At 54.5% G+C, this 14,729-nt stretch carries 15 protein-coding genes; all 15 read right to left on the reverse strand.

Annotated features, from left to right (window positions below; translation table 11 throughout):
* Positions 1-21 precede the first annotated feature (21 nt).
* A complete protein-coding gene (locus BUC32_RS12025) occupies positions 22-813 on the reverse strand; it encodes an amino acid ABC transporter ATP-binding protein (RefSeq protein ID WP_073252938.1) in 792 nt (263 codons plus the stop codon).
* A 12-nt stretch (positions 814-825) separates the two neighbouring features.
* On the reverse strand, positions 826-2,130 hold the full coding sequence (locus BUC32_RS12030; RefSeq protein WP_073252941.1) for an amino acid ABC transporter permease: 1,305 nt from the start codon (positions 2,128-2,130) through the stop codon (positions 826-828).
* A gap of 1 nt (position 2,131) precedes the next feature.
* Complete coding sequence (locus BUC32_RS12035; RefSeq protein WP_073253254.1) at positions 2,132-3,400, reverse strand: amino acid ABC transporter permease; 1,269 nt, start codon at positions 3,398-3,400, stop codon at positions 2,132-2,134.
* A 128-nt stretch (positions 3,401-3,528) separates the two neighbouring features.
* Complete coding sequence (locus BUC32_RS12040; RefSeq protein ID WP_073252943.1) at positions 3,529-4,545, reverse strand: amino acid ABC transporter substrate-binding protein; 1,017 nt, start codon at positions 4,543-4,545, stop codon at positions 3,529-3,531.
* 214 nt (positions 4,546-4,759) lie between these two features.
* Entirely contained in the window at positions 4,760-5,470 is a 711-nt protein-coding gene (locus tag BUC32_RS12045) for an ATP12 family chaperone protein (RefSeq protein ID WP_073252946.1), read from the reverse strand.
* Between the two features lies 1 nt (position 5,471).
* Positions 5,472-6,146: an HAD-IA family hydrolase gene (locus tag BUC32_RS12050; protein ID WP_073252948.1), complete on the reverse strand. Its 675-nt coding sequence runs from the start codon at positions 6,144-6,146 to the stop codon at positions 5,472-5,474.
* A complete protein-coding gene (locus BUC32_RS12055) occupies positions 6,143-7,186 on the reverse strand; it encodes an RluA family pseudouridine synthase (RefSeq protein WP_073252951.1) in 1,044 nt (347 codons plus the stop codon). The genes BUC32_RS12050 and BUC32_RS12055 overlap by 4 nt, the downstream gene beginning before the upstream one ends.
* Positions 7,183-7,560 carry a fluoride efflux transporter CrcB gene (gene crcB / locus BUC32_RS12060; RefSeq protein WP_073252954.1) on the reverse strand — a complete coding sequence of 126 codons (378 nt, stop codon included), beginning with the start codon at positions 7,558-7,560 and terminating at the stop codon, positions 7,183-7,185. The genes BUC32_RS12055 and crcB overlap by 4 nt, the downstream gene beginning before the upstream one ends.
* 89 nt (positions 7,561-7,649) lie before the next feature.
* A complete protein-coding gene (locus BUC32_RS12065) occupies positions 7,650-8,960 on the reverse strand; it encodes a replication-associated recombination protein A (RefSeq protein WP_073252958.1) in 1,311 nt (436 codons plus the stop codon).
* A gap of 2 nt (positions 8,961-8,962) precedes the next feature.
* On the reverse strand, positions 8,963-10,345 hold the full coding sequence (locus tag BUC32_RS12070) for a trypsin-like peptidase domain-containing protein (RefSeq protein ID WP_073253256.1): 1,383 nt from the start codon (positions 10,343-10,345) through the stop codon (positions 8,963-8,965).
* An 83-nt stretch (positions 10,346-10,428) separates the two neighbouring features.
* On the reverse strand, positions 10,429-11,262 hold the full coding sequence (locus BUC32_RS12075; protein WP_073252961.1) for a TauD/TfdA family dioxygenase: 834 nt from the start codon (positions 11,260-11,262) through the stop codon (positions 10,429-10,431).
* A 130-nt stretch (positions 11,263-11,392) separates the two neighbouring features.
* Positions 11,393-12,448, reverse strand: coding sequence for a TauD/TfdA family dioxygenase (locus BUC32_RS12080; protein ID WP_139280718.1), 1,056 nt, complete (start codon positions 12,446-12,448; stop codon positions 11,393-11,395).
* 147 nt (positions 12,449-12,595) lie between these two features.
* Complete coding sequence (gene rplQ, locus BUC32_RS12085) at positions 12,596-13,015, reverse strand: 50S ribosomal protein L17 (RefSeq protein ID WP_073252966.1); 420 nt, start codon at positions 13,013-13,015, stop codon at positions 12,596-12,598.
* A gap of 184 nt (positions 13,016-13,199) precedes the next feature.
* Complete coding sequence (locus BUC32_RS12090) at positions 13,200-14,216, reverse strand: DNA-directed RNA polymerase subunit alpha (protein ID WP_073253259.1); 1,017 nt, start codon at positions 14,214-14,216, stop codon at positions 13,200-13,202.
* A gap of 114 nt (positions 14,217-14,330) precedes the next feature.
* Positions 14,331-14,720, reverse strand: a complete 390-nt coding sequence (gene rpsK, locus BUC32_RS12095; protein ID WP_073252969.1) for a 30S ribosomal protein S11 — start codon at positions 14,718-14,720, stop codon at positions 14,331-14,333.
* Between the last annotated feature and the right edge of the window lie 9 nt (positions 14,721-14,729).

Genomic DNA, 14,729 nt, shown 5'->3' on the forward strand with positions numbered 1-14,729 from the left:
TTTTCATGAATGGTTCTGGGTTTAGTGTCCCAGAATTTGGCTCAGGAACAATTTAGTCCGCTCACTTTGCGGATTGTTGAAGAACTCTTCTGGTTCGTTTTGCTCCACAATTTGACCCGCATCCATAAAGATCACACGGTTCGCCACCTGACGGGCAAAGCCCATCTCGTGGGTCACGCAAAGCATGGTCATGCCCTCTTCGGCCAGTTCGATCATGGTGTCGAGCACTTCTTTGATCATCTCAGGATCCAGCGCCGATGTTGGTTCATCAAACAGCATAATACGCGGCTTCATGCACAAAGATCGTGCAATTGCCACACGTTGCTGCTGACCACCCGAAAGCTGGCCGGGGAATTTGTCGGCCTGTTCAGGGATTTTCACCTTTTCAAGGAAGTGCATCGCTGTTTCTTCGGCTTCTTTTCTGGGTGTTTTACGCACCCAGATCGGCGCCAAAGTCAGGTTTTCCAAAATGCTGAGATGCGGGAAAAGGTTAAAGTGCTGGAACACCATCCCGACTTCGCGGCGGATTTTGTCGATGTTTTTCAGATCATTCGACAATTCTGTGCCATCCACGACGATCTTGCCTTTCTGGTGCTCTTCCAGAGCATTCAGGCAGCGGATCAGGGTCGATTTCCCGGATCCAGACGGCCCGGCAATCACGATTCTCTCACCCTGATTGACCGTCAGGTTGATATCGCGCAGCACGTGGAAGGTCCCGTACCACTTGTTCATATTGTTGATTTCGATCGCAACCTCATCAGAGACCTGCATTTTCGAGCGATCAATCTCGCGAGCTGTTGAAAGTTCAGACATGTGCAGAACTCCTTATTTATGATCCGTCCGAAGCTTGCGCTCCAGATACATGGAATAACGGGACATTGAGAAGCAGACGATGAAGAACAGCAGCGCGATAAACGCAAACAGTTCCCAATAAATACCGTTCCAGGCGGTATCGGCCCGGATGGCATGTGTCAGCCCAATCACATCGAACAAGCCGATGATCGAAACCAATGTTGTGTCTTTGAAGACCCCGATGAAGGTACTGACGATCCCCGGAATAGAGATTTTCAGCGCCTGCGGCATGATGATCAACCGCTGCGACTGCCAGTAATCAAGACCAAGACTATCGGCCCCCTCATACTGACCGCGTGGCAACGCCGCCAAGCCACCCCGGATTACCTCGGCCATATAAGCAGAGGCAAACAGGGTCACCATAATCATCACCCGAAGGATGATGTCAAAATTGGTGCCAGGTGGCAGGAAGATGTTCAAAAGCAACGATGCCACGAACAACAGCGTAATAAGCGGCACACCGCGAATGAACTCGATGAAACAAACGCACAGCCATTTGACGATCGGCAGGTGCGATTGCCGCCCCAAAGCCAGAACGATACCAATGGGCAAAGAGCACCCAATCGCTACAACGCCCAGCAAGATCGCCAGCATGAAGCCGCCAAATTTACGGGACTGCACCGTCTCAAGCGCGATCGGCAAGATTGCGTCCATTGCACCGACGAACATGCCAGCAATGAAAAGCCACCAGACGATGGCCACAACGGCCCCAGCGATCATCGCAAAGAGTTCACCAAGAGCCTCAGTGGCGTATTTCAGGACCAGATAGCCGGCCACAAATCCAAACGCGACGCTGACTGTTCCCCAAACCGAACCGCCCCACATCAGCCAAGGCATGATGAAGGGATAAAGTGCTGTCACAATCAAAAGCTTGGAAGACACCCGGTCAGAATACAAAATGGGCGCAAGAGCCACTACCAACAGAACAAGCGACAAAATCGGGCGCCAGTAGAACTCGGGTGGATAGAACCCGAACAACAGTTGCAGCCAGCGTTCGTTAATCACCGCCCAGCAGGCATGACCATGAGAACTGCCCCAGGTCTCGTTCATGATTTCGCGGCATTCGTTCAGAGACTCTGCATTCCAGACAGACAGGAAAACATAAGGTATCAAAACGGACAACACGCCATAAATCGCGGCCAAAGAGATGATCGTCAGGATAGAGTTAACCCAGCCTGAGAACAGGTTGTGCCGCAGCCAGCCAACAATGCCGATTTCCGAGGCCGGAGGAGCCTTTTCAGGCAACATTTCCGTGCGGACAAAAGAGAGATCGCTCATATTACCGCTCCACCAATTCTACGCGTTTGTTGTACCAGTTCATCACAGCTGAGATGAGCAGGCTGATCACCAGATAGACAAGCATCAGCAGCAGAACACATTCCAGCTCGCGGCCGGTCTGGTTCAGCGTGACACCACCCAGCGTGCCCGTAAGATCGAAATACCCAACCGCAATGGCCAAAGATGAGTTTTTGGTCAGGTTGAGATAGTTCGAAATCATCGGCGGGATGATTACCCGCAATGCCTGAGGCAAGATCACCAGACTCATGGTCCGGTTTGGTTTCAGCCCCAATGCGGCCGCCGCTTCGCTCTGACCTGTGGAAATAGCCAGAATGCCGCCCCGCACGATCTCGGCAATAAAAGCCGCCGTATAAAGCGAAAGTGCCAGCCACAAAGCGATCAACGAGTTGCGCAGATGGGTGCCACCTTTGAAGTTAAACCCTTTGAGTTCAGGCAGTCCCAGATGGAAACCCAACGCAACCAGCAAGGCGATCATTGGAACGAACAGGATTCCAAGCTGAATATACCAAGTTGTTGGGCGTTCACCGGTTGCCTCTTGCACCGCGGTGGCCCGCGCCTTCACTTTGCGAACAGCAAAGATGCTCAGGGCCAAAACAACCACAATGGCAATCAGGTCAATTGAGATATCAAACCGCAGACCGGAATCGCCCAGCAAATGAACGTTGCCCAGACTTCTGCTGAACAATGCTTCGGGAATGTAGATTCCGCGGTTGGTGACAGCAACCGTGTCAAACAGGCTCATTGAGCTGGTCGCATTCTCACCACGGAAGGATTTGATCTTGGGGAGGGCTTCACTCAGGATTGCCCAGGCTAGGATGATCCACAGCAAAACCGGTACGTTACGAAACATTTCGACGTAAACGGTCATGATCCGGGCAACCAACCAGTTCGACGACAATCGCAGTACGCCCACGATCACGCCAATGATTGTTGCGGTGATACAGCCCAGAAATGCCACAACCAGCGTATTCAGCAACCCAATCAAAGCGGCGCGCAAATTGATGTCGCGGCTGGAGTATTCTAATAGACGTTGGTTGATGTCATAGCCGGCCGGATTACTCAGAAACTTAAATGAAATTGGTTTGCCAAGAGTATTCAGGTTGATGATCGCATTGTTGACCAGCCATGCGGCGACCAACATAAAGAAAAGCATTGCAACGACTTGGATCGTTGCTGAACGATACCTTGCATCATATAGAAGCATAGATATCCGAAACCGCTCCACTGGAGGTTCGGTCAAAGTGGACATAGCCATTATTCCCCGTTTGTTTCCGGTTTTTCCGATAGGGCAAGGTTGATCCCCGCTCCTTGAAAACCAGAATTATGTTGGAACAAAAAGGGCGCAGGATGATGCCTGCGCCCTAATCGTTTGATATCTTAGCGGAAAGGAGGCGAGTAGATCAGACCGCCATCTGTCCACTGAGCGTTCAGGCCACGGGCCAGACCGATCGGAGTTGATTCACCGATGTTACGCTCAAAGATTTCACCATAGTTGCCGCCCGCCATAATGGCGTTCTTGGCCCAGTCAGCCGACAGACCCAGCATTTCACCCAACGATCCTTCGGAACCCAAGAGACGGTTCACTTCTGGATTATTGGTGCCAGCAGCCATCTCACCGATATTGGCCGAAGTCACACCCAGCTCTTCGGCTGTGATCAGTGCGTTCAACGTCCAGCGAACCGCGTCGCCCCAGTTGTCATCGCCGTGGCGAACAAGTGGGCCCAGAGGCTCTTTGGAGATGATTTCTGGCAGCAGAACGTGCGCACCTGGATCTTCAAAGGTGGCGCGTGTTGCGGCAAGACCCGAAGCATCCGTGGTGTAAACGTCACAAGCACCGGCAAGATACTGTTGCTGGCCTTCTGCGTTGGTTTCAATCGGAACCGGCTCGTAGCTGATGTTGTTGGCGCGGAAGAAGTCCGCGAGGTTCAGCTCGGTTGTGGTGCCGGTCTGGATACAAACGGTCGCGCCGTCCAGATCCTTGGCCGAAGACACGCCCAGTTCAGATGGCACCATGAAGCCTTGGCCATCATAGTAGTTCACGCCGACGAAAGTGAACTTGAGGTCCACGTCGCGCGAGAAAGTCCAAGTGGTGTTACGCGCCAGCATGTCGATTTCACCCGACGCCAGAGCAGTAAAGCGGGTTTTACCAGTGGTTGGCACAAACTCAACGGCGGCCGGATCACCCAGAACCGCAGCTGCAACCGCGCGGCAGACGCCAACGTCAAAGCCATCCCAGTTACCGTTTGCGTCTGGTGCAGCAAAGCCGACCAGGCCGGTGGTGACGCCGCAGTTCAGTTTGCCACGTGCTTTGACATCATCCAACGTGCCGGCAGCAGCAGCGCCGGCCGCAAGGCCAGCAACAGTCAGCGCACCAAAGATTACGGATTTTTTCATATTTACCTCTTCCTGATGGTTCGCCCTTGAAGGGCGTTTTATTCCGGTCGAGTGAGACCGGTTACAAAGATGTAAAGGGTGCTCCCCCCTCACAGTAGCCTAGTTTGGGCGGATTCATTGCAAAACGTCAAGTGCCGTATCACAGGAAACAATCAATGCACGCTTTGCGAGTGCAAAGATTTTACTTCACGGATCAAGCATTTGAGATTGTGCACTATTTTTGGACCAGTTGGAAAAACTTTTCTGCATGCAAAAAAGCCTGTCGCTTGGTCTCGGCCAATGCAGAAGCTTCGTCGTCATGGCCCCACTGTTCTTCCTGCCAATTTTCATCGACGCGAGACAGTGTCCAAATCTCTTCTATCGGTCGCAAACCATGGACCGCAGCGAATCCCAAAACCAATGAACCAGACAGGGCAACAAGGTCATGAAACGCGGCCAGTTCAAAGTTTGAAAACACATGCACGCGCCGTTTCAAGACGGTGAGCGCTCCCTGATCCTGCGCCTCATGCATAATGCCCGAAACGGTCTTTAATCTTGCACCCAAAGTGCTGTCCGCCCAGTCCAACAATGGGTCCCACGCAGCGGCCTGCCGCGCGATCAATGCTTCTGGCTGAGTCGCCCGGTAGCACAACAAATCCGAACCGCCATATTCGGCGAGCATATCGGCCACTTCGCTATGTTGATGCGCCACTTTGTCGATGGCTGCATTGGCGGACCGGGTCACAGGCATCGATAGGGGGGCAATCTCGCCCTCTTGTGCCTGCCATTCGGCGGCAATGGCATCGGCCATCGCCTGGGTTGGCACCAACAGGTCTGACTTGGCCGGTGTTTTCACTCCACGACCATCCAATTTGATGGTAAATTGGTTACCGTTCTGCTCAACCGTGGCGTCTTTCCAAAACCGTTTTTTTGCCCAACCACTCATCTCATCGTCCCCAAATCTGTTCCAAGGCCGCCGGCAGGGCGTCGAAACTGTCGATCACGACGTCTGCAGCGGTCAATACCTTGATGTCATGATAACCCCAGCTGACCCCAATGGCGGCCATTCCTGCCGCCCGTGCCATGTCCATATCATAGCTGGTGTCCCCCACCATCACAGCGCAATCAGTCGTCACACCGGTCTCGGACAGTGCCGATTGCAACATAGATGGATGAGGTTTTGAGGGGTGAAAATCTGCGACCTGCTCGGTCACAAAGGTCGACATCAGATCATGACCTTCAAGCAGTTTATCAAGGCCTCGGCGCGACTTACCAGTTGCCACCCCCAACAAAGTATGTGGTTGCTGCTGCAGATGCTCCAGCATCTCGCGCGCGCCGGGATACAAGGGAGACGACAGTGCAGCCCCTTGCGAGGCGCGCAGCTGAACATAAGCGTCTTTATAGGCGTCTTCCAATTTGTGATGCGTCTGGCGACTTGCATCAGGAGCCAACAGCGGCATAGCCACGTTCAACGACAATCCGACAATGCCTAAAATATCTTCCTGTGAAGGCACCGGCAGGTTCACATCGCCAAAGGCCACCGTCATCGCCGCCAGAATATCGCCCTGACTGTCGACCAGCGTGCCGTCCACATCAAAGACGACCAAACGCAGATCACTCATCTGAGTTCCTCAAACGGATCATCTTTCGGCATATCAGCGGTCCAGCCCAGTGTATCAAAGGTATGCGCGATATGCTCGGGCAGATCGGCGTTTACCGTGATCATTTTGCGAGTGACCGGATGTTCAAAGCTCATCGTTCGGGCATGCAGATGCAGCTTGTTAGAAATGATGCCGCCGAGTTTGGCACCCCAACCATCACCAAGGTTTTCCTGACCTGAACCCCCATACTTTCCGTCGCCAATGATCGGATGGCCAATCTCGGCCATATGCGCACGCAACTGATGCGTGCGGCCAGTGATCGGTTCCATAGCCACCCAGGCCGCCCGGCTGGCGACACGGAACAGCGTGGCATATTGCGTGATCGCCCGTTTGGCTCCGGGTGTCTTGTCGACGTCACGCGGGTGCAGGCAATGCATTTTTTCACCTTCTCCGCCCTTGCCGTGACCCGGCGCCTTGACCAGACCGTATTTGATTTCGCCCAGATAGGGTGTCGGTACACCGGCCACCACAGCCCAGTAAATCTTGCGGGTTTCCTTGTGGCGCATCGAAGCCGTCAACGCCGATGCCGCCTGCCGTGTGCGTGCCAAAAGCAAAACCCCGGATGTGTCCTTGTCCAGCCGGTGCACAAGACGCGGCTTTTCCTCAAGATCAAACCTAAGCGCCTCGGCCAGACCATCGACATGGCGCGTTTGTTTGCTGCCACCTTGTGTCGGTAAACCGGGTGGCTTGTTGATGGCAATCACCTGATCGTCTTTGTAAATCACGCATTCGCGAATCATCCGGGCATCAGCGTCTGACACATAGGTCTTGGATCTGGCAGGCAGCTCACCGGGTTCGGGCAGCGGTGGAATACGCACGCTTTGACCTTCGCTGAGGCGGGTCGCGGGCTTGACCCGACCACCGTCCACCCGCAGTTCTCCCTTGCGGCACATCTTTTCGATGCGAATCTGATTCACATGTGGAAATTGCCGGCGCAGCCAGCGATCCAGCCGTTGATCCGCATCATCTTCCGCCACGGTTAATGTTTGAACGCCACTCATGCCAACACTCCTCTTGCCATCCAAAGGCCGAGGACCAACGCCCCAACCGATCCGACAACGGAAATCAGCACATAGGCCGCCGCTGCCCCAAATTGACCACGCTCAAACAGGGTCACTGTTTCAAGAGAAAAGGCCGAAAATGTCGTAAACCCGCCCAGAAATCCGGTCATCACCAAGGGCGACAAATGGGTCAGCCCACGATGGGCTGCGAACACCACAAAGACCCCCATCAGAAATGATCCGATGATATTGACCGTGATAATCGCCAGCGGAAACCCGTGGCCGATCAGTCGCACGACCCACAGACCAGTCAGATACCGCAGAGACGCGCCAACAGCCCCACCAAGGGCCACATATGCTAGGTTTGAGAACATGCCGCGTCTGTCACCCGCGCGGGCGCAATTGTCAAGCAAAGCCCCCGGACAGCCGCTATATTGCAAGGACACCGAGAGAGGCTGGGCGCTTATTCGTTCCGCTTTAACCGCAGCTTTGTGAAGTAATCCAATCGTCGCTTTAACTCTCGCTCAAACCCACGCTCTACCGGCGCATACAACACAGGCCGCTTCATGGTCTCAGGAAAGTAGTCCTGCCCGGAAAACCCGTCTTCCGCATCGTGGTCATACTGATAGCCCGCACCATAACCCTGATCACTCATCAACGATGTAGGCGCATTCAAAATGTGTTTGGGTGGCGGTTCTGACCCGGTTTTCTTGGCGGAGGCGCGCGCTGCCTTGTACCCTGCATAGGCTGCGTTAGATTTCGGAGCCAACGCCAGATAGACCAGCGCCTGCGCCAGAGCGAGTTCACCCTCCGGGCTGCCCAAACGCTCATATGTCTCCCAACTTTGCAAACACACGGCCTGCGCTTGGGGATCGGCCAGACCGATGTCTTCCACCGCCATACGGGTGATCCGACGTGCCAGATATCTGGGGTCTTCGCCGCCTTCCAGCATCCGCGCGAACCAATAGAGCGTGGCATCCGGATCAGACCCCCGCACCGATTTGTGCAAGGCTGATATCAGGTTGTAATGCTCATCGCCGGACTTGTCGTATTTGGCTGCCCGCTTCATCAATCTTTTGGATAGCGCGTCGGTGTTGAGCTTGTCTTTGACCTTCCACGCCGCAACCTGCTCGATCAGATTAAGCAAAGCCCGCCCATCGCCATCTGCCATTTCCAACAGTGCTTCGCGCGCGGGGCCGTCCAGTGGCAGGGTGCGATCCAGCTCTTTTTCCGCACGCTGCGCCAGGCGCTCAAGGTCTTTCAGCGCCAAACGCTCCAGCACCAAGACCTGCGAGCGGCTCAGCACCGCGGCGTTTAACTCGAATGACGGATTTTCCGTCGTCGCCCCCACCAACAGAATTGTGCCGTCTTCCATATGCGGCAGAAACCCATCCTGCTGCGCCTTGTTGAAGCGATGAATCTCATCGACGAACAACAGTGTTCCCTGCCCGTTTTGGCGCCGGATTTTGGCAGCCTCAAACACTTTGCGCAGCTCTGGTACACCAGTAAAAATCGCGCTGATCTGAATGAAATGCAGATTGGTTTCATCCGCCAGCAGCCGTGCAATCGTCGTTTTGCCGACACCGGGCGGCCCCCAAAAGATCAGCGATGACAGGCTGCCTGATGCGAGCATGACCCCCAAAGGTGCCTCTGGACCCAAAACCTGATCCTGCCCAATCACCTCGGTCAGCGACCGCGGGCGCAACCGGTCTGCCAGCGGCCGTGGTGCTGTGTCGGGGACGGGTTCGCCCGGTGTGTCGAACAGATCAGCCATCGTTATAACCGCAGCTTTGAGGTCAGGCGTTTGTTGCCACGTTGAATTTCAATGGTCACTTTGCGGCGTGCCTTGCGCAGCGCCTTTTTTGCATCTTTGGTGTCTTTGACCTCAGTTTCATCGATGTTCAGCAAAACGTCGCCAGGACGCAATCCCAACTGGCTTCCTACCGGGCCCGGATCTTCAACAACCACACCGGCTACGCTTAGCGGCAGGCCATATTGCCCCAACACCGCCGGGTTGATGTTTGACAACCTCAACTCTGGTATGGCCGATTTCTGACTGGTCATAACGCTCTCGCGGGCAGGCGTTTCCGGGGCGGCGATCAAAGAGACAGGTACAACAATCTTCTTGCCCCGTTGTATGGCAAGTATATCCGCTGTCTTGCCAATGCCGGCCACTGACATGCGATACAGCATTTCAGCCGGTGTGTTCACCACCAGGCCATCTACCCCAAGGACCACGTCCCCGGGACCAAACCCTGCCGCTGTGAACGGGCTTTCGCCATGTAATTCTGAAATGACGATGCCGCCGGGCAGGTCGAGCCCCATGCTGTTCGCCATATCCGCATCCACCGGTTGCCCAAACATACCCGCCCAAGGGCGCATGAACCGATCTTCCCCGGCACGCGCCTGTTCGACAAACTGTTTCACCAGCGCCGAAGGGATCGCAAAGCCAATCCCGTTTGACCCACCCGATCGAGACAGAATTGACGTGTTCACCCCAATCAATTCTCCGTTCACATCAATCAACGCTCCACCCGAATTGCCCGGGTTGATCGGCGCATCTGTCTGCAGGAAATAGCCGCGTGAGCTGCCAGTTGCAGTTCCTGACCGGGCCAGCCCCGAGACAATGCCGCTGGTGACCGTCTGACCCACCCCAAAGGGATTGCCGATGGCCAGCACCAGTTCGCCCACCTCAACCGTGTCGCTGTCGCGCAAAGCCAAATACGGCATATCACTGACGTCCTCTAGTTGCAGGATCGCCAGATCACTTTCCTGATCGGCCAGCAAAACGCGCGCGTTGTATTCGCGACGATCATTCAGATGCACTCGGATGTCGGTCGACATGCCAACCACATGATAGTTCGACACCACGATGCCATCGTCCGACAGGATCACGCCAGAGCCCAACGAATTCTGAACCCTTGGGCGTGTCTGACCAAACTCACGAAACAGATTTTGAAAGAACGGATCGCCCCCAAACGGACTGTCACGCACTTCGACCACGCGCTTGGCATAGATGTTCACCACAGCAGGCGCCGCCTGTTTGACCAATGGCGCGAATCCAAGGGAGATTTCTGCCTGAGACTGAGGGATTTTTGTATCCGCAATGGCGGCAGGCGCCATCACAAGGGCAAATGAGGCCAGCAAGGCTCGGAGCATGGGAATTTCCGTGTGTTGTTCAACCTCTGCCAGATATGACTGCGCCACTACCAAGTTACAAGATTGCCAGGGTAGAAGAGAGCCTACTCTACCCAATAACGCAGCATCCGGCGCCCTTTAACCCATGCTCCTGGCGTCACACCGTCCACAAAGCTGGTGCGCCCATGGAACACGCGGGTGTCCACGGCCAAGAGCATCTGCCCCTGTTCAAGCATAAACCGGTGCTGCATGTCCGAAAGCTCAGCCACCGAATCCAGCACGTCAAACGCATAGGTCTGATCCGTGGTCAGTGGTGTGCCTGCGCGTTCATGAGCGCTGGCAATATAGGGCCGCAGATATCGGAAGTCCGGAGCCTCATCAGGCCCGCGCAGAACCGGCTGTTGAAACAGCTCTTGCTCAGCAGACATGCCGCGTCCTTCGAACCAAAAAGGCTGGCGCAGGATATCAAGAACTTCGGGCATGCCTTGCAGCCGGGCGATTACTTCGCGGGCGCGGATCAAAATGCTTTCGCCCCCGATCACAGACGTCGCCGCACTTCCCAGGATCAGGTACTTCATCGGGTCGGGGCGATTGACGCTGTCTGTGTGGATGTCGCCACCCTGACGGGTTTGATGGTATCGGACACCCTCTTCGATGCGCCCGACGTTGCGGTCATACACTTCCACAACCGTAGCGCCATCTTCGTTTTGCACCATCAATGTTCCCAGCGCCGAGGCCAGAGCGGTGCACGCAGACTTAAAGCCCTCGTAAGAGTCGCAATACTGGCCCAAATCAAGCACCGTAAAATCATCAGCTTTAAGCACCGCATCAACGGTGGTTTTGAATTGGGATGCCATTGCTGGCACACCGCTGAGCGCGCCTTTCAGTACTGAGGCGTCAATCTTTAGCTCTGGGATTTTTATAGTCTCAATACTCATGGAAATTCTCAAATTCAAAAACCGGATATGCGCCAATTAGTCCATGATTTCATTGGCAACCGCAATGCCTAACCCCGGTCTGTGTCCTGCGGTAAAAAGCATCAACCACGTTGGCAAACGCGCTTCATGCCTAGTCTAATGGCGCGTGCAGCTTGGTGCCTTTTGTGATGATGCCACCTCGATTGCCAATCTCGATCGATCCATAGCGTTGCCTGAAGCTTTCTGGCAGTTCTCGATCCCCGTCGGCTGATAGCCAAAGCCGGAACAAATGGCGGCGCTTGTCGGGATCAGGCCAATCCAGATAGCCCGTGCGGTCGTGCAGTTGTGAGTGGTTGTAGACAAACTGCAAATCACCCGGTTGCAAGCGCATGGTCATATGAAGGTCCGGATCATTTGTCAGATCATCAAACATATCCAAGGCCGCGACATGATCTTTGGTGAGACGCATGGCTTCGGGAAACCGCTGTGCACTGTCGATATACTGGCGTTGATAAAACACCGTCAGCTTGCCCTGATGCCAGCTGAGTGGAGGGATGGTCATAAAAGGCTGCATGCCTTCGGGCACTTCACCGCGCCGGTCGGTGGCGATGGGATCAAACAGACGTTCCAACAGATCAGGCCGTTCGGCGCGCATCCGGTTATAGATCGCCTCAGCACTGACCAACAGAGACTCGCCCCCTTCTTTGGCCGTCGCGAGGCACAAAAGCCCTACGATATCCGCGCTATCTGTGTGAAAGGTCTGACGCTCGCTGGTCTGATAAATACGGGTATTGGAATCATTGGCATCTGCTCCGATATCGCGCACATGCCCCAGAATATGCCCGGCTGCGTTCTGTGAACGGGCCGAGCCCAGGTGCGCGCCCACACCGCAGAAAATCGCAGCCGCCATTTCCTGAGAATAATCTTGAACCGGCAGGCCACGCAGCACTTCAAATCCGATTCCGTTGACCAGTTTGTCTCGCAGGCTGTTTAGATGGTTTGCAAATTTCCCAAGCGGAAAGTCTTCTTTCGTGATCTCGCCAATATCACGGCCCAAAGAAAGATAGTGTTTCGCTGCTTGTTCCAAGTCAGCAATGCCATCTGGTGTCAAAGTAGTCAGCCAATCCAAGGGATTAGCCATCATATCTTTCCCGGTCCAGACGGACGGGCCAATCAGTTTTGCCGGAATAGTTTCAAGAATGCTCATCATATGTCCTCCACCCTCTGTTTGGCAGAGTTAATTCCTATGGCTTGCCTATATGAGCCGCAGACTATCGCATTCGCGCCATTTCAAAACAAAAAACCCCCGCCTGTTTCCAGTCGGGGGTCATCAGCGGGCCGTGGCCCGGAATTCTTAATCTTCTGCAGCTTCTTCTGCAGCAACGCGGGCTTTGTCGCCTGCGCCTTTGGCGTCGACGTCGCGATCGACGAATTCGATGATCGCCATCGGAGCCATGTCGCCATAGCGGAAACCCGCTTTCATGATGCGAACGTAACCACCCGAACGCTCAGCGTAACGTGGGCCCAGGATGTCGAACAGTTTCGCAACATACTTGTCTTCTTTGAGACGCGATGCGGCGTTACGGCGCGAGTGCAGGTCGCCTTTTTTGGCCAGCGTGATCATCTTTTCGATGATAGGGCGCAGTTCTTTGGCTTTTGGCAAAGTAGTTTTGATTTGCTCATGTTCGATGAGCGAGCCTGCCATGTTTGCAAACAGAGCTTTACGGTGCTCATGAGTACGGTTCAGGCGGCGATATCCACGTGCGTGACGCATTTTCTAGTCTCCTAATATGCCTTCTACAGGCGATTTTGCTTTGTCTGGCCTCTGATGCGTGTCAGCGGCTCTCCTTGGGGCGAATGCCCATTTTGTTCATTTTTTACAAAACTCTAAGGCCGGTTTGACCGTTTTGTACAAAACCCCGGGCGGTCATTTGTTAACCGCCCGGTAACAAAGACCCTTAGAAAGAGTCTTCGAATTTCTTAGCCAGATCTTCGATGTTGTCCGGCGGCCAGTCTTCGACGTCCATGCCAAGGTGCAGACCCATGCCCGAGAGAACTTCTTTGATCTCGTTCAACGATTTGCGACCAAAGTTCGGAGTGCGGAGCATCTCGGCTTCGGTTTTCTGGATCAGATCGCCAATGTAAACGATGTTGTCGTTCTTGAGGCAGTTTGCAGACCGTACAGACAGTTCCAGCTCGTCCACTTTCTTGAGCAGAAGTGGGTTGAACTCGAGACCATCGTCTTCTTCCTGACGACCGGCAGCTTCGGGCTCTTCGAAGTTCACGAAGATCGACAACTGGTCTTGCATGATGCGTGCAGCGAAAGCCACGGCGTCATCCGGCGTGATCGACCCGTCGGTGTCGATTTTCATGGTCAGCTTGTCATAGTCCAGAACCTGACCTTCACGAGTCGGCTGCACGTCATAAGACACGCGTTTGACAGGCGAATAGATCGCGTCGATCGGGATCAGACCGATGGGCGCATCTTCGGGTTTGTTCTTTTCAGCAGAGACATAGCCTTTGCCAGTGTTGACGGTCAGTTCCATGAACAGATCGGCGCCATCGTCGAGGTGACAGATCACGTGGTCTTTGTTCAGGATTTCGATGCCAGCGCTGTCGCTGATGTCACCCGCAGTCACTTCACCGGGGCCTTTGGCATTGATCGAAAGACGCTTAGGGCCTTCGACTTCCATGCGCAGGGAAACACCTTTGAGGTTCAGGATGATGTCGGTCACGTCTTCGCGCACACCGGCAACCGAGCTGAACTCGTGCAGAACATTGTCGATTTGAACCGATGTGATGGCCGCGCCTTGCAGCGAGCTCATCAGAACGCGACGCAGCGCGTTGCCCAGTGTCAGACCAAAGCCACGCTCGAGCGGTTCCGCAACAACAGTTGCTTTGCGCGCAGGATCGGTGCCTGGTTTCACGTCAAGCTGGGTCGGCTTAATCAGTTCTGCCCAATTTTTGTGGATCATACGTCCCTCCATTCCTGTCTGGCCTCCATGTCCGAGAGCGCCAGACTCCCGAGGTTTCAAAATGGCGAACTGGGGCCGTGAAAATCACGCGGCCCCAGGTCTATGAAATGGTGCTTAAACGCGGCGGCGTTTCGGCGGGCGGCAGCCATTGTGCGCAATCGGGGTCACATCACGGATCGAGGTGATGTTGAAACCGACAGCAGCCAAAGCGCGCAGAGCCGATTCACGGCCAGAGCCAGGGCCCTGAACTTCGACTTCCAGAGTCTTAACGCCATGTTCCTGAGCTTTTTTGCCAGCGTCTTCTGCAGCCATCTGAGCTGCATAAGGTGTCGATTTACGCGACCCTTTAAAGCCCATGGTACCGGCAGAGGACCAGGAAATTGCGTTGCCCTGAACGTCAGAAATCAGGATTTTGGTGTTGTTGAAAGAAGAGTTTACGTGCGCAACGCCAGTGGCGATATTCTTGCGCTCTTTTTTCTTCGTACGAGTCTTTTCACGTGCCATTGATCAAAC

This window comes from Shimia gijangensis, assembly GCF_900142085.1.
GTDB lineage: Bacteria > Pseudomonadota > Alphaproteobacteria > Rhodobacterales > Rhodobacteraceae > Shimia > Shimia gijangensis.